At 71.9% G+C, this 19,784-nt stretch carries 17 protein-coding genes; 10 read left to right on the top strand and 7 right to left on the bottom strand.

Annotation, left to right across the window (positions count from 1 at the left end; genetic code table 11):
- Positions 1 to 21 precede the first annotated feature (21 nt).
- Genes P0L94_10070 through P0L94_10055 form a run of 4 tightly spaced genes read left to right on the top strand, consistent with a single transcriptional unit; the run spans position 22 to position 4,952 of the window.
- Entirely contained in the window at positions 22 to 1,389 is a 1,368-nt protein-coding gene (locus P0L94_10070; GenBank protein WES62805.1) for an amidohydrolase, read from the top strand.
- Positions 1,390 to 1,448: 59 nt separating this feature from the next.
- Positions 1,449 to 1,961 (top strand): nucleoside deaminase, encoded by a 513-nt coding sequence (locus P0L94_10065; protein WES62804.1) that lies wholly within the window; start codon positions 1,449 to 1,451, stop codon positions 1,959 to 1,961.
- Positions 1,962 to 1,986: 25 nt separating this feature from the next.
- Positions 1,987 to 3,786 carry an adenine deaminase C-terminal domain-containing protein gene (locus P0L94_10060; GenBank protein WES62803.1) on the top strand — a complete coding sequence of 600 codons (1,800 nt, stop codon included), beginning with the start codon at positions 1,987 to 1,989 and terminating at the stop codon, positions 3,784 to 3,786.
- Between the two features lie 44 nt (positions 3,787 to 3,830).
- A complete protein-coding gene (locus P0L94_10055; GenBank protein ID WES62802.1) occupies positions 3,831 to 4,952 on the top strand; it encodes an acyl-CoA dehydrogenase family protein in 1,122 nt (373 codons plus the stop codon).
- A 57-nt stretch (positions 4,953 to 5,009) separates the two neighbouring features.
- On the opposite strand, the gene P0L94_10050 is transcribed toward P0L94_10055, so the two are convergent.
- The gene (locus P0L94_10050) at positions 5,010 to 5,345 is read right to left on the bottom strand and encodes a hypothetical protein (protein WES62801.1); all 336 of its coding nucleotides are present in this window, start codon (positions 5,343 to 5,345) and stop codon (positions 5,010 to 5,012) included.
- Between the two features lie 178 nt (positions 5,346 to 5,523).
- Here P0L94_10050 and P0L94_10045 point away from each other — a divergent pair, with 178 nt between their 5' ends.
- From P0L94_10045 to glmM, 4 genes are all read left to right on the top strand, one after another.
- On the top strand, positions 5,524 to 7,623 hold the full coding sequence (locus P0L94_10045) for a hypothetical protein (protein WES62800.1): 2,100 nt from the start codon (positions 5,524 to 5,526) through the stop codon (positions 7,621 to 7,623).
- Between the two features lie 194 nt (positions 7,624 to 7,817).
- Positions 7,818 to 8,264: a 50S ribosomal protein L13 gene (rplM, locus tag P0L94_10040; GenBank protein WES62799.1), complete on the top strand. Its 447-nt coding sequence runs from the start codon at positions 7,818 to 7,820 to the stop codon at positions 8,262 to 8,264.
- Between the two features lie 105 nt (positions 8,265 to 8,369).
- Positions 8,370 to 8,765: a 30S ribosomal protein S9 gene (gene rpsI, locus P0L94_10035; GenBank protein ID WES66312.1), complete on the top strand. Its 396-nt coding sequence runs from the start codon at positions 8,370 to 8,372 to the stop codon at positions 8,763 to 8,765.
- A gap of 15 nt (positions 8,766 to 8,780) precedes the next feature.
- A complete protein-coding gene (gene glmM / locus P0L94_10030; protein WES62798.1) occupies positions 8,781 to 10,139 on the top strand; it encodes a phosphoglucosamine mutase in 1,359 nt (452 codons plus the stop codon).
- Positions 10,140 to 10,145: 6 nt separating this feature from the next.
- Here glmM and P0L94_10025 read toward each other — a convergent pair whose 3' ends face one another.
- The 6 genes from P0L94_10025 to P0L94_10000 form a co-directional block, all read right to left on the bottom strand.
- The gene (locus P0L94_10025) at positions 10,146 to 11,189 is read right to left on the bottom strand and encodes a TerC family protein (GenBank protein WES62797.1); all 1,044 of its coding nucleotides are present in this window, start codon (positions 11,187 to 11,189) and stop codon (positions 10,146 to 10,148) included.
- A 183-nt stretch (positions 11,190 to 11,372) separates the two neighbouring features.
- Positions 11,373 to 12,233: a hypothetical protein gene (locus tag P0L94_10020; protein ID WES62796.1), complete on the bottom strand. Its 861-nt coding sequence runs from the start codon at positions 12,231 to 12,233 to the stop codon at positions 11,373 to 11,375.
- The gene (locus tag P0L94_10015) at positions 12,226 to 14,817 is read right to left on the bottom strand and encodes a DUF4062 domain-containing protein (protein ID WES62795.1); all 2,592 of its coding nucleotides are present in this window, start codon (positions 14,815 to 14,817) and stop codon (positions 12,226 to 12,228) included. The genes P0L94_10020 and P0L94_10015 overlap by 8 nt, the downstream gene beginning before the upstream one ends.
- Before the next feature lie 293 nt (positions 14,818 to 15,110).
- Positions 15,111 to 16,619 (bottom strand): aromatic amino acid ammonia-lyase, encoded by a 1,509-nt coding sequence (locus tag P0L94_10010; GenBank protein ID WES62794.1) that lies wholly within the window; start codon positions 16,617 to 16,619, stop codon positions 15,111 to 15,113.
- Positions 16,620 to 16,762: 143 nt separating this feature from the next.
- Positions 16,763 to 17,695, bottom strand: coding sequence for a Ppx/GppA phosphatase family protein (locus tag P0L94_10005; GenBank protein ID WES62793.1), 933 nt, complete (start codon positions 17,693 to 17,695; stop codon positions 16,763 to 16,765).
- Positions 17,696 to 17,713: 18 nt separating this feature from the next.
- Positions 17,714 to 18,274: a hypothetical protein gene (locus tag P0L94_10000; GenBank protein ID WES62792.1), complete on the bottom strand. Its 561-nt coding sequence runs from the start codon at positions 18,272 to 18,274 to the stop codon at positions 17,714 to 17,716.
- Positions 18,275 to 18,416: 142 nt separating this feature from the next.
- Here P0L94_10000 and P0L94_09995 point away from each other — a divergent pair, with 142 nt between their 5' ends.
- Positions 18,417 to 18,572: a hypothetical protein gene (locus P0L94_09995; protein ID WES62791.1), complete on the top strand. Its 156-nt coding sequence runs from the start codon at positions 18,417 to 18,419 to the stop codon at positions 18,570 to 18,572.
- A gap of 121 nt (positions 18,573 to 18,693) precedes the next feature.
- The gene (coaA, locus tag P0L94_09990) at positions 18,694 to 19,647 is read left to right on the top strand and encodes a type I pantothenate kinase (protein WES62790.1); all 954 of its coding nucleotides are present in this window, start codon (positions 18,694 to 18,696) and stop codon (positions 19,645 to 19,647) included.
- Positions 19,648 to 19,784 lie beyond the last annotated feature (137 nt).

Below are 19,784 nucleotides of genomic sequence, written 5' to 3'. Positions count from 1 at the left end.
CCGAGCCCACCCAGGAGAGACATGTCCACGACCGTGATCACCGCGCCCATCGTGGTGACGATGGACGAGCACCGCACCGTGATCGAGAACGGTGCGGTGGCCTTCTCGGGCGACACGATCGTCGACGTCGGCGAGGCCGCCCGCGTGCTCGCCGACCACCCCGGTGCCCGCCGCATCGACAAGCCCGACCACGTGCTCATGCCCGGCCTCATCAACGCGCACCACCACTCGGGGGTGCTCCGGGGGACCGCCGAGGAGCTGCCCGTCTGGGAGTGGCTGCGACTGCACATCGACCCCATGCACCGGGTCCTGCGCCCCGACGAGGCCGAGGCGGCGGCATGGCTCTGCTACGCCGAGGGGCTGCTGTCCGGGACCACCACCGTCGTCGACATGTGGCGCTTCATGGACCGCAGCGCGCACGCCGCGAGCGCGCTCGGAAATCGCCTGGTCAGCGTCAATTACGTGGGCGCCCACCCGGATCACGACTACTTCGACACGCTCGATGACAACGAGCGGATGCTGCGCGACTGGACCGGTGCCGCCGGCGGTCGCATCATGCCGTGGGTCGGGCTCGAGCATCCGTTCTACGCCGACGCCGACGGACAGCGACGCGCGATCGACATGGCGCGGCACTTCGACACCGGTCTGTACACCCACTGCTCCGAAGCCGAGATCGAAGTCGCCGAGTTCGAGCAGCGCCACGGCGCCCGCCCGATGTTCGCCCTCGAGCAGCTCGGCTTCTTCGACGCGCCGCGCGCCATGATCGCCCACGCGGTGTGGCTCGACGACGCCGAGGTGGCACTCATCGCCGACCGCGGCGTGGGCGTCTCGCACAACCCCATCAGCAACATGAAGCTCGCGAGCGGCTTCGCCCCCGTCGCCGAGATGCTCGCCGCCGGTGTGGCGGTGGGCCTCGGCACCGACGGCGAGAAGGAGAACAACAACCTCGACATGTTCGAGGAGATGAAGACGGCGTCGCTGCTGGGCAAGCTGCGCTCCATGGACGCCGCGGCGATGGGATCGTGGACGGTGCTCGAGATGGCGACCGTGCACGGCGCCCGTGCGATCGGCCAAGGCGACCGGCTCGGCTCGCTCGTCGCCGGCAAGCAGGCGGACCTGATCGCCGTGCGCACCGACACCCCGCGCATGACGCCCCTGCTGCCGTCCGGTCCGTACGCCAACATCCACCACAATCTCGTGCACGCCGTGCGCGGATCCGACGTCGACACGACGATCGTCGCCGGCGCCGTCGTCGTCGACGACGGACGGCTCGTCACCGCCGACCTGCCCGAGATCATCGAGCGGGCCCGCGCGGTGGTGCCGGGGCTGTTCGAGCGCCGCGCGGCGTACCTGCAGAGCACCGGCGCGCTGCCCGGCGTCTTCGCCTGATCGCCGCCGGCGGCACCCCGCCGCACCACCGACACCATCGACACAGAGGAGCCCGATCCGTGACCGACGCCACCGCAGTGACCGAGGACCCGACCATCACCGACGTCGACCGGGCGCTGCTGCGCGAAGCGATCGCCGCCGGCCGCAGCGCGGTCGCGCACGGCAACCACCCGTTCGGCGCGGTGCTCGCCGACGCCGACGGCACCGCCGTGCTGCGCGCCGAGAACACCGTCAACACCGACAACGACTGCACCGCGCACGCCGAGACGAATCTGGCCCGCCTCGCGTTCAAGATCTTCGGCGCCGAGGCGCTGGCCGGCTACTCGCTCTACACCAGCTGCGAGCCGTGCGCGATGTGCTCGGGAGCGATCTACTGGTCGGGGATCGGCCGGGTCGTGTGGGCGATGACCGAGGCGCAGCTGGCGGTGCTGACCGGCGACCACGAGGAGAACCCGACGATGGCGCTCTCGAGCGCCACGGTGCTCAACGCCGGACAGCGCGCCATCGCCGTGGCCGGCCCCGCCATGTGGGAAGAGGCGATCGAGGCGCACGGGGACTTCTGGGCCCGATGACCCGACAGCCGGCCCCGGAGAAGCCATGACCGACAAGGGCGACCTGTATCCGACCACCGCCGAACTCGTGCGCCTGCGCGCCGTGGCCGCCGGCCGTGCCCGGCCCGACGTCATCGTGCGCGGTGGCCTCGTGCAGTCGCCCGGCACCGAGGAGTGGCTCGAACGCGACGTCCTGATCGCCGGTCGCCACATCGCGACGCTGACGCCGTGGGACCACGTCGCCGAGGCAGGCGAGATCATCGACGCCCGGGGCGCGTGGGTCGTCCCCGGCTTCATCGACGCCCATCTGCACGTCGAGTACACGCATCTGACGCCCGGACAGCTGGCGCGGCTGAGCGTTCCGCGCGGCACGACGACCGTGCTGATCGACCCGAACGGGTCGGCGAACGTGTGGGGAGCGGCGGGCATGGACTTCGCCCTGTCGACCCGCACGCCCCTGCACATGTTCCAGCAGGTGTCGCCGACCACGCCCGCCTCGACGACGCTCGAGCGCGGCGGCGCGGTCATCCCCGAACCCACCGTCCTCGGCCGCCTGCGCGACGACGTCACGGTGACCCTCGGCGAGGGCAACCCGTTCGACATGGGCGACGTCTCGACGGCGCGCTTCCGCGAGGCGCTCGTCGCGGGCCGCCGCATCACCGGGCACACGGCCGCGCAGACGGGGGAGTCGCTGTGGGGGTACCTCGCGGCCGGCGTCGGCGACGACCACAACTCCGCCACGATCGAGCAGGCGCTGGAGCGCACGCGGCTGGGGGCGATGATCACCGTGATGGGCTCATCGCTCACCGACAACACCGTTGCGCTGTTCGCCGACCTGGAGGCCATCGCCCCGGCGCTGCGCCACATGTGCTTCTGCGCCGACGACAAGCACGCGCTCGACCTGTCCACGCAGGGGCACATCGACCACCATGTGCGTCAGGTGATCCGCTTCGGCGTCGATCCGCAGCTGGCGTACCGCATGGCCACGACCGTGCCGGCGCGGTACTACCGGCTCGACCAGGTGGTGGGAATGCTCGCGCCATCGCGCCTGGCCGACCTGCAGATCATCCCCGATCTCGCCGACGTGCGCCCGGACACGGTCATCGTCGCCGGATCGGTCGTCGCGCGCTCGGGCGCCGCGCTGTTCGCCGCCGAGGACCCGATCCCCGCGTGGACGCGCGACACCGTGCACCTGCCCGACGAGCTGGATCCCGACATGTTCCGTGTCCCGGCCGAGGGCGCCACCGCCCGCGTGCGGGCGATGGCGATGTACAACGGCTACTTCAAGCGCGCCTTCGAGGCCGAGCTCGAGGTCGTCGACGGCGCTGTCGTCTCGGATACGGCAGGCGACGTCCTGAAGATCGCCGTCGTCGACCGCCATCACGCCGAAGGGCATGTGGGGGTCGGCTTCGTCCGCGGATTCGGTCTCGCCCGCGGCGCCATCGCGGTCACGATGAACTGCCCCAACATGAACATCGCCGTCGTCGGCGCCGACGACGCGTCGATGGTGCGCGCGGTCGAAGAGCTGCGCGCGATGCAGGGCGGATTCGTCACCGTCGACGGCGACGAGGTGCTCGCCCGCGTCGAACTGCCCATCGGCGGGATGATGAGCGACGCGCCGTTCGAGCAGACCGCCGCGGCCCTCGCGCACGGACATGCCGCGACGGCGGGCCTCGGCTGCCCCATCCGCTCGCCGTACATCATCCTGTCGTTCGTCGGGCTGTACTCGGTGCCCGACCTCGGCGTGACCGAGCGCGGCCTCGTGGACGCCGTCACGCGATCGTTCGTCGACGTGCTGCTTCCGGGCCCGGTCGACGCGTGCGGCCACGTCGCCGAGCATGCGTGACCGCGACGCCCGACGGCATCCGCCCCGCCAGAGAAAGGAGCAGCATGCTCACGCGTCCCTCTCCCGTCGAGGTCCCCGCGTCCGAACGGCGCTGGATCGATGCCGTGGACGCCCTCGCCCCGGCGTTCGCAGAGTCCGTCGCGGCCGATGACGCGGACGCCCGCCTGCCGATCGAGCATCTGCGCGCGCTCTCGGACACCGGTCTGGACGTCGCGTTCCTGCCGGTCGAGCACGGCGGTGAGGCGCTGTCGCACGCGACGCTGGGGCAGATCGTGCGCGTGCTCGCCGCGGCCCACCCCGCCGTCGCGACGGTCTGGCTCATGCACATCGGCGCCGCCCACGCGCTCGTGACGACCTCCGCGCCCGACGCCGCGGCGTTCTTCGCGGCCGAGCTGCGCGCGGGCAGGCGGTTCGCCAACGCGCTCAGCGAGCCGGCGGGCGGCAACCACTTCCTGGCGTCGCAGCAGGATGCCGTGCCGACGACGGACGGCTGGGCGCTGACGGGCCGCAAGCTCTTCGTCTCGGGCTCCGAAGCCGCCGATCACCTCTACCTCAACGTCCGCGTCGACGGGGAGCGGGCCTTCTTCGGCGTCACGATCGACGAGAGCGTCACCTTCCCGCCGATCGACGAGACCATGGGCATGCGCGCGACCCGCAGCCGCACGATCGTGTTCGACCGCACGCCGCTGCCCGGCGGCCGTCGGTGCGAGAAGCCGACGACCGACTATGCGAGCCTCATCACGGTGGCCTTCGCCTTCATCTCGATCGGCATCGCCGAATCGGCGCTCGACGCACTGACGGAGACGGCCTCCCGTGCTCGGACGCCCGGCGCGCCGCCCCTCGCGGACGCGACGTGGGTCCGGCAGGAGACGGCCATGGCCTGGGTGCAGCTCCGCGCCGCGCGGCTGCTGGCCGAGCAGGTGACGTGGCTCGCCGACCACGGGAGCCGCGAGACGGTGCCGGCCGCGACCGAGGCGAAGATGCTCGCCAACGAGGTGGCCAAGACCGCCGCCGCCCTCGCCGTGCGCATCGGGGGAGGAGGCGGCTACCTGCTGCGCTCGCCGATCCAGCGCATCTTCCGCGACGCACAGGCGGGGGCCCTCATGGCGTACTCGGTGCCGTTCAGCCAGGAGATCGTGGGCGGCTGGGTCCTGGGCGCGGACTGACCTGCCGCCGGTCCGGCCGCCGCGCGCTCCGGGGGCATGGTCGCCACGGGGCCGCCGTCAACGCCGAGGTCGCCGGGGACCCGCGTCGGGCGCCGAGCGCAGGGTGACGGCGTTGCGCCACACGACGGTGTTCCGCGTGCCGGTGCGATCGTCCCACTCGACGATCACGACGCGGTCGTTCCAGCCGATCGCGCGCGCCGCCAGGCGCTCGGCCGGCTTGTGCGGCCATGAGATCCAGGCCCACACGGACTGCTTCTGGGCGGCGCTCGCCCAGCGGATGTCCTCGGACCCGAAGGCATGATGCGGGAGCGTGCACGGCGGGATCCGCACCTCTTCGAGGCGCTCGTGCATCAGATCGTCGTAGTGCTGCGCGTACCGCTTCGACGTCCCCACGTATGCCGGTTCCCCTTCTCCGGCCGAGCACTTCCAGAGTACGACGCGGGCTCCGACATCGGCAGGGCTCGAGGCGCCCGGATGGTGCAGCGGGGGTTCGGCGGACGCTCAGAATCGGTTCTCCGCGCGCGTGTACACTGGCCGCGCCCGCGACGACGACCAGCGGGCGCGAAGGATCATGGGCAATCCTCGAGGCACAGGCGGCAGCTCCGACCCCCGCGGGGGCGGGCAGAGCGGCGCACCGGCAGGTGGCGCCGCCGACGACCGTGCGCGGATGCTCGCGGACTTCTTCGGGAGGAGCCCGGCCCGCGAGACCGAACCCGGCCGCGTCGCCGACGACGGCCTGTCGGCGCTCTTCTCGTCGGCGCAGACGCCGACCAGCGAGCGCCCGTCGGTCGAGGACGACCTCGACGCGCTGTTCGGCACGGGACCGTCGCGCCCACAGGTCCAGGAGGACGTGGGCGCGTCCGACGGCTCGGTCGAGGAGCTGGACGCGCTGTTCGACCAGCCCATCGAAGCCGGCAGGCTCGCGCCGGCCCCCGAGCCGGAGCCCGAAGCCATCGTGCCGCCGGAGCCGGCCCCCGAGCCCGAACCGGAACCGGCCCCCGAGCCCGAACCGGCGCCCGAGCCCGAACCGGCGCCCGAGGTCATCGTGCCGGAGCCGGAGCCGGAGCCAGAGCCGGAGCCGACTCCTGAGCCGGAGCCGACCGCAGCGCCCGAGGTCATCGCGCCGCCCGAGCCCGAGCCCGAGCCCACGCCCGTGCCTGAGGCCGTCACGCAGCCGGAGTCCGCGCCCGAGGCGCCGGCGCCCACGATCGACGCGCAGGCCGAAGCCGCTCAGCCGGTGGCCGCGACGCCGCCGGCCGACGCGCAGGTCGAGCCGGCGCCGGCGGCACCCGCCGAGGACGTCGACCCGGCCGAGCGCGTCGAGCCGGCAGCGGCGGCGATGTCCGAGCCCGCCACGCAGACCGCCGCCGAGGCAGGTTCCGTCGACGGAGCGTCGTCGGAGCCGGACGCGAGCGCGGGGCGCCGCTCGGCGCTCGACGAGCTCGACGATCTCTTCGGCGACCTGTCCCTCGACACCGGCGCTGTCCCGACCGCGGCGGCCGACGAAGCCGAACCGGCACCGCACCGGAGCGGGATCTCCTGGCTGTGGCACGGCACGACCGCGGCGACCCCGGTGCAGCCCGATTCGGCCGAGGCCCCGAGCGCCGAGCCCGTCCCGAGCGCCGAGCCCGCCGCCGAGCGCGAGCCCCTCCCCGCGCCCGCGCCCGAAGCGACCGACGCCGTGGAGCCCGAGGCCGACGACGTCTCGGCCCCCGAGCCGGTGGCCGCAGCGGCATCCGCATCGGCGGCAGCCGCATCCGAGGCACCGGCGGGGCGTACCCGCGGGCGCGGCGAGCGCTCGAAGAAGTCCGACGCGACGCCCGCGGTCGCACGACCCGGCGAACCGGTCTTCGTCCCGGCGCGATCCCGCTTCGGCGGGCCCCGCTGGCGGAGCAGGGAGTGGGGCATCGCGCTCTCCGTCCTGATCGTGGCCCTCATCGCGGTGGGCGCGGTCGTCGTCGCGAACCTCATCGCCCACAACAACCGCGTGGCCGAGGCCGTCACCGTGCTCGACCGCGTGGAGGCGCAGATCGATCAGCCGCGGCAGGAGCTCGAGCAGTCGATCGCCGAGTTCGACGACCTCAGCGCCCGCGCGGTCGAGGCCGCGGACTACGCAGAGCCCGCCGTCGCGGCGCTGAAGGGCATGAGTCCCGACGACGCGCAGGCGGCCGCGCAGTCCGCGATCGACGACGTGCGGGCGATCGTCGACGCCGGCGTTCCGGCCGTGCCCGCGCCGTACGAGCGCGGCGACGTGGACACGAGCGATCTGGACTCCCTCGAGGCAGCGACGAGGGACGCTCAGGCCTACACGGTCGTCCTCGACTCCCTCACGACCGAGGCCGACGCCGCGTCGTCCGCCCTGGACGACGCCCTCGGCGCCCTCAGCACGACGCGAACGGCGCTCGGGTCGACTCTCCCGGAATCCGCCCGCACGATCGTCGGGGAGAACGGCCTGCCCGCCCAGACCTACCGGGACGCGGTGACCACGAGGGCCGACGAGGTCGTCGCCGCGCAGGAGAGCGATCGCACCGGCATCCAGAACATGCTCGACTACGCCGCCGCCGTGACCGCGCTGCGCGACGAAGAGGAGCGCATCAAGATCGAGGAGCCGTGGCTGATCCCGTGGGACTACCCGACACCCGACCCCGTGACGACGGACTCGACCCCGTAGTCCCCGCCGGAATCCAGCGGGTTTGGCGCGGCATCCGCCATGCCGTAGACTAACCCTTTGGTGCCTGCGTCCTGCTGGCGCGGCGCCGCGAACGTGAGCCCTCCACTGGCGTGTTCCCCCGGCTGTCGGCCGGAGAACCACCCCGGAGCGGGATTCACGAACCTCTCCGTTCGAATCAAGAAAGCAGCACTACTGTGACGCGCACTTACACCCCCAAGGCTGGCGAAGCCCAGCGCGAGTGGCTGGTCATCGACGCGACCGACGTCGTCCTCGGACGCCTCGCCTCGCACGCGGCCGCCATCCTCCGTGGCAAGCACAAGCCGACCTTCGCCCCTCACGTCGACATGGGCGACTTCGTCATCATCATCAACGCCGACAAGGTGGCCCTCACCGGCCAGAAGCTCCAGAAGAAGATGGCCTACCGCCACTCGGGCTACCCGGGTGGGCTCAAGGCCGTCTCGTACGAGGAGCTCCTCGAGAAGAACCCGGTCCGCGCCGTCGAGAAGGCCGTCCGCGGCATGCTCCCCAAGAACACGCTGGGCCGCCAGCAGCTGTCGAAGCTGAAGGTCTACGCCGGTGCCGAGCATCCGCACGCCGCCCAGCAGCCCAAGACGTACACCTTCGACCAGGTCGCCCAGTAAGCGCCTCCTCAGACTAAGGACACACTCGTGGCAGACAACGACACCGCCCAGAACTTCTCGACCGAGACCCCCGTCGACCAGGAGGCCGTCGCCGCCGAGCGCCCCGTGCTCTCGGTCCCCGGCGCCGCGGTCGGCCGCCGCAAGGAGGCCATCGCCCGCGTCCGCCTGATCCCGGGCACCGGCACCATCACCATCAACGGTCGTGCGTTCGAGGACTTCTTCCCGAACAAGCTGCACCAGCAGCTCATCACCGACCCGTTCACCGTGCTCAACCTCACCGGTGCGTACGACGTCGTCGCGCGCATCCACGGTGGCGGCCCCTCGGGCCAGGCCGGCGCTCTGCGCCTGGGCATCGCCCGCGCGCTGAACGAGATCGACGCCGAGCACAACCGCCCGACCCTGAAGAAGGCCGGCTTCCTCTCGCGCGACGCTCGCGTCAAGGAGCGCAAGAAGGCCGGTCTCAAGAAGGCCCGCAAGGCGCCTCAGTACTCGAAGCGCTAAAGCGAGTCGGTTCCGATGCCGCTTTTCGGCACGGACGGCGTGCGGGGGCTGGCCAACGGCCCCCTCACCGCCGACCTCGCTCTGTCCCTGGCCCAGGCGACCGCCGTCGTCCTGGGCCAGGGCCGCACGGCCGACGCCCGCCGGGCGGCAGGCAAGCGCATCACCGCCGTCGTGGCCCGCGATCCCCGCGTCTCGGGCGAGTTCCTCTCGGCAGCGGTCGAAGCCGGTCTCGCCTCGTCGGGCGTCGACGTGCATGACGCGGGAGTCCTCCCGACGCCCGCGGCGGCGTTCCTGATCGCCGACATCGACGCCGATTTCGGCGTCATGGTGTCGGCATCGCACAACCCCGCGCCCGACAACGGGATCAAGATCTTCGCTCGCGGCGGCGTGAAGCTGCCCGACATCGTCGAGCAGCGCATCGAGCGCGCCATGAACGGCGCGAAACTGCAGCCGACCGGCGCGGGCGTCGGCCGCATCCGCCGCTTCGCCGATGCCGAGGACCGCTACGTCGTCCACCTGCTCGGATCCCTGCCGCATCGCCTCGACGGCCTGCACGTGGTGCTGGACTGCGCGCACGGCGCGGCATCCGGCGTCTCGCCCGAGACGTTCAAGGACGCCGGTGCGAAGGTGACCGTCATCGGCGCCGACCCCGACGGCCTCAACATCAACGACGGCGTCGGATCCACCCATCTCGACGGTCTCGCCGCCGCCGTGGTCGAGCACGGCGCCGACGTCGGCATCGCGCACGACGGCGACGCCGACCGGTGCCTCGCGGTGGACGCGAACGGCGCCGTCGTCGACGGCGACCAGATCATGGCGATCCTCGCGGTGTCGATGAAGGAGCGCGGCGCGCTCAAGGACGACACCCTCGTCGCGACCGTCATGAGCAACCTCGGCCTGCACCGCGCGATGGAGGAGCACGGCATCCGCGTCGAGCAGACCGCCGTCGGCGACCGCTACGTGCTCGAGCGGATGAACTCCGGCGGGTACTCGCTCGGCGGCGAGCAGTCCGGCCACGTCATCATGAGCGACTTCGCCACCACCGGCGACGGCCTGCTGACGGGTCTTCACGTCGTGGCCGAGATGGCCCGCACCGGCAAGACCCTCGCCGAGCTGGCCTCGGTCATGACGGTGTACCCGCAGGTGCTGGTGAACGTGAAGGGCGTCGACCGCGAAGGCGTCAAGCACCCGGCCGTGCTCGAGGCCGTCGCGGAAGCCGAAGCCGAGCTCGGGGACACCGGACGCGTGCTGCTGCGCGCGTCGGGCACCGAGCCGGTCGTGCGCGTCATGGTCGAGGCGGCCTCGGCCGAGGACGCCCAGCGCCACGCGGATCGCCTCTCGGCGGTCGTCCTGCAGGAGCTCGCGCTGGCGTAGCCGCCGTCACGGCATCCGCTCTCCCCGCCCGGCGCGATCGAGCGCCCGCGCGCGGTCGCGCCGGGTCTTGGCCAGGCTCGCGACCGTCGCCACCGTGATCGTCGCGGCGATGAACAGCAGCGAGAACCAGATCGGGATCTCGGGCAGCCATTTCACGGGCTCGCCGCCGTTGACGAACGGCAACTCGTTGACGTGGAGGGCGTGGACCAGCAGCTTCACCCCGATGAACGCGAGGATGACCGCCAGGCCCTGTCCCAGGTAGACCAGCCGCTCGAGCAGTCCGCCGATCAGGAAGTACAGCTGGCGCAGGCCCATCAGCGCGAAGGCGTTCGCGGTGAAGACGATGTAGGCCTCTTCCGTCAGCCCGTAGATCGCCGGGATCGAGTCGACCGCGAACACCAGGTCGACGACGCCGATCGCGATGATCGTCAGCAGCATGGGGGTGACCAGGCGCCGGCCGTTCCGCACCGTGAAGAGGCGATCGCCGTCGTACTCGTCCGACAGGGGCAGGTGCCGCCGCGCGAATCGCATCAGCCGGGTGTCGGTGGGATCGCCTGCGTGATCGGCGAACGCCTGGCGGTACGCCAGCACCAGCAGCAGGGCGCCGAACAGGTAGAACACCCACGAGAAGTTCGCGATGAGCGCGGCGCCGACCGCGATGAAGGCCCCGCGCATCACGAGGGCGATGACGATGCCGATCAGCAGCACCTTCTGCTGGTACATCTTCGGCACCGCGAAGGCGGTCATCACCAGCAGGAACACGAACAGGTTGTCGATCGACAGGGCCTTCTCGGTGAGGTAGCCGGCGAAGTACTCGCCGCCGTAGTCCCATCCCGACACCAGCCCGATGCCGACGCCGAACAGCAGGGCGAGGGCGATGTAGAACGCCGACCACCGCGCGGATTCACCGATCGACGGCTCGTGCGGCTTTCGCACGTGCGCGTAGAACTCGAACACGAAAAAGGCGATCGTGATGGCGATCGTGATGATCCACACGAGGGGAGTGATGTCCACGGCTGCTCCAGAGACGTCGGCGAACGGCTTCGCCAAGGTCTCCTCCACCACGGCCGCAGCCGGACCGGCGGCGCGGGATCCGTCGTCGGACCCGTAATGACGCGCTCACCGCGAGGGAGTACTCCCCTTGTTCCGTTCGAGCATACGGGTCCGGGGTGGCAGCTGCATGTCCGCGCGCTGGGAACTCGCCGCGAACGGGCGCTGCGGGAGCGCCGTGGTTCAGGGGGTGCGGAGCCGCCGCTCCATCCACACCGTCAGGGCGAGATACAGCAGGGCCGCCGAGGCGATGAGGGCGAGGAACGCCCACGTCATCGGGCGATCCGGCCGCAGGGCGGCGGCGCCGAGGATCAGGGACACGATGATCGCGGCGAGACTGACCAGCTGAGCCTGGAAGAGGATGCGGAAAGAGCTCCAGCGGGCGTCGGCGAGCATCCCGTACCCGACCACCGCCGTCAGTGACAGCACCGCGCCGACGACCTTCGCGGTCAGCGGAGTGAGCTCCCACGCCCAGTGCGGGATGATCGCGTCCGGCGCGATCCACATCAGCGCGCCGAAGACGAGCGCTCCGGTGCCGACGATCGCGACGGCCCAGCGCACCCAGCCGGGCACGAGCGTCTCGGGATCATCGGGGCGCGGGTCGGCGTAGCGGCGCTGGATCGCCCACAGCGCCGCGACGATGAACGGCGTCGTCGCGTAGAGCACGAGCCACGTCCAGAACGAGATGTTGTCCGAGAAGCGGTCCAGATGCAGCAGCGTCGCCACCATCAGTGCCGCCGCGAACACCGTCACGGCGGGGTAGCCGGGTGCGACGCGGTGCCATCTGCGCTCGAAGGCGACGCGGCCGAAGAACCAGATCCCCCCGACGTATGCCGAGGCGAGCATGAAGGCCGACAGCGGCGGGTCGATCTGCCACGCGAACAGCTCGCCGCTGCGCGCCGGCAGGCCGAACAGCAGCACCGCCGCCGCCACCAGGAACGGGACGATGATCACGGCGACCCAGCGGGTGACCGGCAGGATCCGGTCGCTGCGGATGGGAGCGGCGGATGTCGCGGCATCCGTCCCGGTGATGTTCTCAGTCACGTACGTCCCCCAGCACGTCGGTCACGGACAGTTCGGCTCCCGCCGCGGCGGCCCGGTCGATCTCGTCGCCGAGGCCGGCCTCGCGCAGCGCGCCGAGCGGGATCATGTAGAACTCGAACGCGCCGGGGTTGAGGATGCCCTTGCGGCGTCGCAGCGTCTGGGCGGCCCCGAGCAGACGCCCCGCGCCGGCGGCGTCGCCGGCGGCCGCCTTGAGCGCGACGAACGCCTCGAGCCCGTAGGCGATGCCCTCTTCGTGGCGCAGCGCGAGCGAGATGTCGAGCGACTCGGCGAACTCCACGCGCGCTCCCTCGGCGTCGCCGGCGAGGAACCTCGCCCATCCCACGTGGTTCTGGGCGATCACGATGCCCACCCTCTCGCCCGCCGAGCGCGCCAGCGCGAGGCTCTCCTCGCACCGGGTGCGGGCGGTGGCGACGTCGCCCGCGAGGAGGGCGATCCGCCCGAGGGTCACGAGCGCCATCGCCATGCCCCACGTGTGGTCGATCGAGCGATAGCGCGCGAGGCTGCCCTCGAGTTCGGCGATGGCGCTCGGGAACAGCGCCGGATCGCGGCGCGCCAGCAGCGCCAGGCCCACCGAGACGCCCGCGAGGGCGGCGCCGGCCTCATCCCCGGCCCGCGCGAACAGATCGCGCGACTCGGTCATACCCGGCCTCGCGTCGTAATCGGGGTCCTGCCAGAACTGCACGGCGTTGACGTGGTAGAGCGCGATCGCGCGGGTGCGGTCCTCGATCGGGACTCCGTCGCGCTCGGCGATGTCGAGCAGCTCCGCCATCCAGTCGCGTTCGATGCCGAGATAGCCGCCGATCCACAGGAACAAGTACAGCAGCCACGCGTGCGACGCGGCCTCGTCGAGTCTGCGGTCGTCCAGCTGTGCGCGCATGACGCCGGCGAGGTTCGACGCCTCGGCCTCGAGCCCCGCGAGCCACGCGATCTGGTCCTCGCCCCGCAGGCCCTTCTCGGCGCGCGTCGCGAGCTCTTCATAGACCTCGATCCACGCGGCGTGCGCCGCGGCCGCGTCGGGCGGGGACAGGAGCTCGGCCGCATAGGCGCGCACCACCGCCAGCATCCGGAATCGCGGCGTCGCGCCGCGGTCGGCACGGCTGAGCAGGCTCGAGTCGACCAGCGCCTCGATCGCCCCGAGCGGGTCGGGCGTCTCGAGCAGGTCGAGCAGTCGTTCGGCCGACTCGAGACTGAACGGTCCCCGGAACACCGAGAGGGCGAGCAGCGCCGCATGGGCCTCGTCATCGAGCAGATCCACGCTCCACTGGATCGTCGTGCGCAGCGCCCGCTGGCGCTCCGGCAGATCGCGCGGTCCCGACACCAGCAGCGACAGCGACGAATCCAGGCGGCGCAGCAGATCGCGCGTCGACAGCGACCGCGTGCGCGCCGCGGCCAGCTCGATCGCCAGGGGCACGCCGTCGAGGGCGCGGCACACGGCCGTCACCGCTCCGACGTTGTCGTCGGTGACCGCGAACCCCGGGCGCACCGCGGCCGCCCGCTCCGCGAACAGAGCGACGGCCGGGGTGCGGGTCGCCTCGTCGGCGTCGGCGTCGCGCCGGGGCATGGCGAGCGCTCCGAGTTCGTACACGCGCTCCGCCCGCACGCGCAGCGGCGAGCGGCTCGTCACGAGCAGCCGCAGGGAGGGCGCTTCGGCGAGGAGCCGCACCAGCGTGGACGCGGCATCGAGCACCTGCTCCATGTTGTCGACCACGAGCAGCACCTCGCGCCCGCCCACGGCGTCCGCGAGCTTGTCTTCCAGAGACCCCTGATTCGCGGCGTCGCGCACGCCGAGCGCGCGCGCGAGCGCGGCGATGACGTTCTGCGGCGACGTGACGGCCTCGAGTCCGGCGAACGCGACATCGCGCCCGGCGCCGGCCTCCTCGTGGGCGATCTCGATGGCGAAGCGCGACTTCCCGATGCCTCCGGGACCCTGGATCGTGATGAGTCGCGCCGACGGATCGGCGAGCATGCCGCGCACCGCGGCGAGGTCGGCATCCCGCCCGATGATGGGGGAGTACCGCACGGGGAGATCCGACGCAGAGATCGTCGGTGTCGCCGGTGCCTCGTCGGCGAGCGTGCTGCGGTCCTCCACGGCGACGAACCGCTCGGCGAGCATCGTCGCCAGGTCGCGCCGGATGTACTCGCCCAGCTGCTCGGGCGTCGAGTACTGCAGGAACGACACGCGGTCGTCGTCCTGGATGCGCCCCAGCAGACCCGTCAGCCGCTCGTCCCGCTGCGGTGCGGGGTCCTTGATGTAGATGAGGCTCGGCAGGTCGCCCGACAGCAGATACTCGTCCTCGAGCCCGGACACCTGCTCATCGGGGGCGACCCATCCGTAGCTCTCGCCGTAGATGCCCAGGAACACGTCGCTCTGCGCGAGGTACGACCGGTACAGATCGCGGGGCGGGTGCGGGCGCGCGCCGAGCTCGAACATGACGGGGGCCAGACGCAGCGACTCGATCGCCGCGCGCGCCGCTCGGCGCTCCGGCTCGAGCTCCCGCAGAGTGGAACTGACGAAGACCCGGATGCGCTGGTCGGGCGTTCGGATCGCAGCGCGCGTCCCCATACTCGCCCATACTGGCCCGTTCGCGACGGGGGAGTCCAGTGCCGGTGCCAGATCCGGGAGGCCGCCGGCGCGCGCACGGGCGCGTCTTGTGCACGCGTCGAGGCGGCACGGACGAGAATGGGACGTGCCTTCCCGACTCCCGGGGTGGCCATTGTGTGGTCAGACCACAGAAGGTAGACTGGGAACGTGAACACCGCAGGATTCAACCCGACCCACAGCGCGATGCCCCTCGGCTACCCGACCATGACCCCCATGGAGAACCCGCCGGTCACCGAGGCGATCGTCACCCTCGGCTACGACTGATCCGGCGCGATCCGCGCGGACACCCGCGCGCTGATCCGGCGCCCGACGCGGTCGAGCAGGTCGGCCCCCGACTCGTCCCGACCTCGCGTCGCCATCCCCTCCCGCACGAGCTCGGCGAACGGGCCCGTCCCGCGTCCGAGTGCTCGGTGCCCGCTGCGTGAGAGCAGGACGGTCGCCGTCGCGATCTCGCCGACGTACATCTGCTCGAGCAGCCCGGTCACCTCGCGCGTCAGGTCGACGGCGAGAGGAGCGCCCGTCGCGTGATCCTCCTGACCGTTGTCCAGCGCGGGGATGTTGAGGGTGATCGGCCCGGCGAGCGTGCGGATGCGCGCGAGCGTCGCGGCGTACGCGTACCCGCCGATGCCCGCGGAGCGCCACAGCTCCGCCGGATCGGGGAGCGACTCCCACAGCCGGGTGGCCATGGCGCTGCCGCGCCGCTCGCTCGTGAGCGCCAGGTGGGCCAGCGCGACCCGCATCCCCTCGAATCCGAGCGCCAGCTCCATCGGATGGAAGTTGCCGGTCGAGATCGCGCGGCCGGTGTCGGGACTGGTCAGCGGATTGTCGTCGGCGGAGTTGAGCTCGGTCTCGACGACCGCGGCGAGATCGCGGAAGGTGCGCAGCGCCGCCCCGTGCACCTGAGCCACCGTGCGCACCGAGAGCGGATCCTGCAGCGACACCGCCGCCCCGGGCTCGGTGAGGTGGCTGCCTTCCAGCAGGGCGAGGATTGCGCGCGCGACGTCGGCCTGGCCGGCGAACCGGCGTGCGACCGCCGCCTCGGGATCCAGCGGCGACAGGTTCGCCCCCGTCGCCTCCATGGTCAGCGCCGCGGCGACGTCCGCCAGCCGCAGGACGCGGGCGATCTCGCCGAGCGCCAAGGCGCCGACGCCGATCGCATAGGCGTTCTCGGAGACGACGGCGAGACCCTCCTTGGGGCCGAGCACCAGCGGCTCCAGGCCCGCGCGGGCCAGCGCATCGGCCGCCGGCATCCGCTCGCCCGCGTATCGCGCCTCGCCGAGGCCGATCAGCGTCTGGCCGATCGCGGCGAGATGCGACAGGTCCGAGGCGCCGATGGAGCCGACGGCCGGAACGAGCGGCACGATGCCGGCGTTGAGCAGCTCGAGGTACCGCTCGACCGTCGCGACGCTCAACCCGCTGTAGCCCCGCACGGCGCCGGCCGCGCGGGCCAGCATCATCGCGCGCACCTCGGCATCGCCGAGCGCCATCCCGACGCCGGCCGCATGGCCCGTGACGATCATCGGCTGATAGGCCAGCAGGACCTCGGTCGGGATCACCTCGTCGCGCATGTGGCCGAGGCCCGTGTTGAGGCCGTAGACGCGCGTCCCGGCATCCAGGGCGTCCTGGAGCACCGCCCGGCCCTGCGCGATGCGGGCGCGGGCATCGTCTGCGAGCCCGACGGGGGCGCCCTCGCGGGCGACCGCCTGCAGCTCGTCCAGAGCGAGCGGGCGGGCCGTCGAGAGTGTGATGGTGTCTGCAGGCATGCCGCGCCTCCTCGCATCCGCTGCCGGTCGGGGCGCATCCGCGGTCGTGCGTCCAGGCCCCAGCCGATCGCTCAGCCCAGTCTCGCCCGGGTGCGGGGTCGAGTCCAGGGGTGTGCCCGCCGGCGCGATCGGGGACGGGGCGCTCAGCCCCAGGCCATCGCCTCGATGTAGCGGAGCATCACGCCCTCGCGCAGCGCCCATGGCGACACCTCGAGCTCCTCGACGTCCATCGCCTTCATCGCGCGCTCGAGGACGACAGCGCCCGCCACGATCTGGAACGTCCTGTCGGCGGTGATGCCGGGAAGCTCCTGCCGTGCCTCCGCGGGGATGCGCGCCAGGCGCGGGATCCAGGACTTCAGCGCCTGCCGTGGCAGCACCATCCGCTCGATGCCCGACCAGCCCGGCACGGGGTACCCCGCGAGCTTCGCCAGCGACCGGATGGCCTTCGACGAGCCGACGACGTGGTCGGGTCGATCGAGCTCGCCGAACCGCTCGGCGACCGGCTTCAGGACCTTCATGGCGTGCTTCTTGAGCGCCTCGATATCGTCTTCGGTGGGCGGATCGTCGGGGAGGAACTCCACGGTCATGCGCCCAGCGCCCAGCGGGACCGATTCGGCAGCATCCGGCAGCTCGTCGGCGCCGGCCGCGATCTCGAGCGAACCGCCGCCGATGTCGAACAGCAGGATCTGCCCGGCCGACCAGCCGAACCAGCGTCGCACCGCGAGGAAGGTGTATCGCGCCTCGGCCTCGCCGCCGAGCACCTGCAGCTGCTGGCCGAGCGCGGTCTCGATGCGCTCGATCACGTGCTCGCCGTTGGCGGCCTCGCGGACCGCAGACGTCGCGGTGGCGAGCAGTTCGTCGACCTTCTCGTCCTCGGCCGTCCGGCGCGCCTGGCCCACGGCCTCTTCGAGCGCGACGATGCCCTCCTCGCTGATCGAGCCGTCGGGCTGCAGATAGCGCATGAGCCTCAGCACGGTGCGATTGCTCGTCGCCGCGAGGGGTCTGCCGCCCGGGCGGGTGTTGGCGATCAGCAGATGGACGGTGTTCGAGCCGATGTCGAGGACTCCCAGGCGCACGGGATCAGCGTAGCCCGCTCAGGGGCCGGGCGTGTCGGCGCACGGCGTCAGGAAGGCCTTGATGAAGGCGCCCGACTGGTACGCGTACGTCCACAGCAGCCACGACAGCGTGCGCTCGGCCGGAACCTCCACGACGGTCGCCTCGCCCGGGTAGCACGTGGCGTAGATGTAGCGGGCGCGCGAGACGTGCCCGGTCTCGGTGAGGACGATCGTGCTCGACACCCCGTGCTCGCGCGCGTACTGCTCGAGCATGACCGTCTCGCCGTCGGTGGTGTACGGGTCCGGCACGCGGCACGTGAAGAGCGGGTCCGAGCACCACTCGGGATCCGACGCCGGCTCGCCCTCGGGGGGAACCGAGACGAGGATGTGCCCGGCGTAGCCGTCGGCGACGAGCTGCTCGGCCATCTCGATGCGGTCGTCCTGCGCCGGGCCGAGCACCTGCACCAGGTCGGCGCGCTGGATCGTCGCGCTCGCGGGGAAGACGTACAGCGGGAGGCCGACGACGAGCAGCACGACGATCAGGCCGACGAGCGTCGAGCCGACGGCGATCGCGGTGCGTGTTCGGCGGGCGAGTGCCACCCATCCTCCCGGGGTCGTGTGTGCGCGGCGATGATACCGGGCGCACATTTCGAACGCCCGATTGGCGATTGAATACCCCGGGGGGTATAGTATCGGTCAAGCGTCAACCGACCGAACGAGGAGTTCACCTATGTGCCGTGCCGTGACCTGCAAGAAGTGCGGGAAGACCACCTGGGCCGGCTGCGGCCAGCACATCGCCAGCGTCAAGCGCGGCGTCCCCGCGTCGCAGTGGTGCGACGGCCAGCACGAGAAGGAGCCGTCGAGCGGTTTCTTCGCCAAGCTGTTCGCGCGTTCCTGAACCGACCGGCCCCCGGGGTGATCCCGGGGGCCGTCGTCTGTCCGCGGGCGTTCGGCGGAGCCTCGTCACGCCTGTTCACAGGCCGCGCACGCCCGCGGCATCCGGCATTACCATGGGCCCAATGGCCGCCGAAGACACGACCGTCGCAGCCCCCGCGCTCTCGCTGTACCGCGAGATCGACCGCGCGGAGTGGGCGCGTCTGGCCGCGGGCATGGCGCAGCCGCTGACCGAGACCGAGATCGTCCAGATCCGTGGCATCGGCGACCGTCTCGACATCGCCGAGGTCCGCCAGGTCTATCTGCCGCTGTCGCGGCTGCTGTCGCTGTACGCGGAGTCGACGAAGCGGCTCGGCGACGACACCAGCGACTTCCTCGGCGACACCGAGGCGCCCACGCCGTTCGTCGTCGGCGTCGCCGGCTCGGTCGCCGTCGGCAAGTCCACGATCGCGCGCCTGCTGCGCGAGCTCATGAGCCGCTGGCCCGGGACCCCGCGCGTCGAGCTGGTCACGACCGACGGCTTCCTCTATCCGAACGCCGAGCTGGAGCGCCGCGGCCTGATGACGCGCAAGGGCTTCCCGGAGTCCTACGACCGGCGCGCTCTCGTGGAGTTCCTCACCGCGGTCAAGAGCGGGCTGCCCGAAGTGCGCGCACCCTTCTACTCCCACATGAGGTACGACATCGTCCCGGACGCGCACGTGACCGTGCGCCGGCCCGACGTCGTCATCGTCGAGGGCCTGAACGTGCTGCAGCCGCCCCCCGCGCCCAACGACGTCGCCGTGAGCGACCTGTTCGACTTCTCGATCTACGTCGACGCCGACGCCGAGCACATCACCCAGTGGTTCGTCGACCGCTTCCTCGCGCTGCGCCGCGGGGCCTTCACGAACCCGAACTCGTTCTTCAACGTGTACGCACAGCTCACCGACGACGAGGCGGTCGAGCGCGCCCTCGGCTTCTGGAACGACATCAACCTGCCGAACCTGCGCGAGAACGTCTTCCCCACCCGCCATCGCGCGAACCTCGTACTGCAGAAGGCCGCCGACCACACCGTCGAGCGGGTCCTGCTGCGCAAGCTCTGACGCGCGGTCCCGCGCCGCGGGTCCGCGCGGGCAGCGACGCCTGCCACCTCGCTGCGTCTGCGGGGGACTGCGGTGGCAGCTGTGGCCCCCTCGAGCCGCTGGATGCGACCATAGGCGCCACCCACGGCGGGTGTGCG

Origin of the sequence: Microbacter sp. GSS18, assembly GCA_029319145.1 — a bacterium.
Classification (GTDB): domain Bacteria; phylum Actinomycetota; class Actinomycetes; order Actinomycetales; family Microbacteriaceae; genus Microbacterium.
The sequence above is the reverse complement of the archived record's forward strand: the minus strand, read 5'-3'. Positions and strand labels throughout refer to the sequence as shown.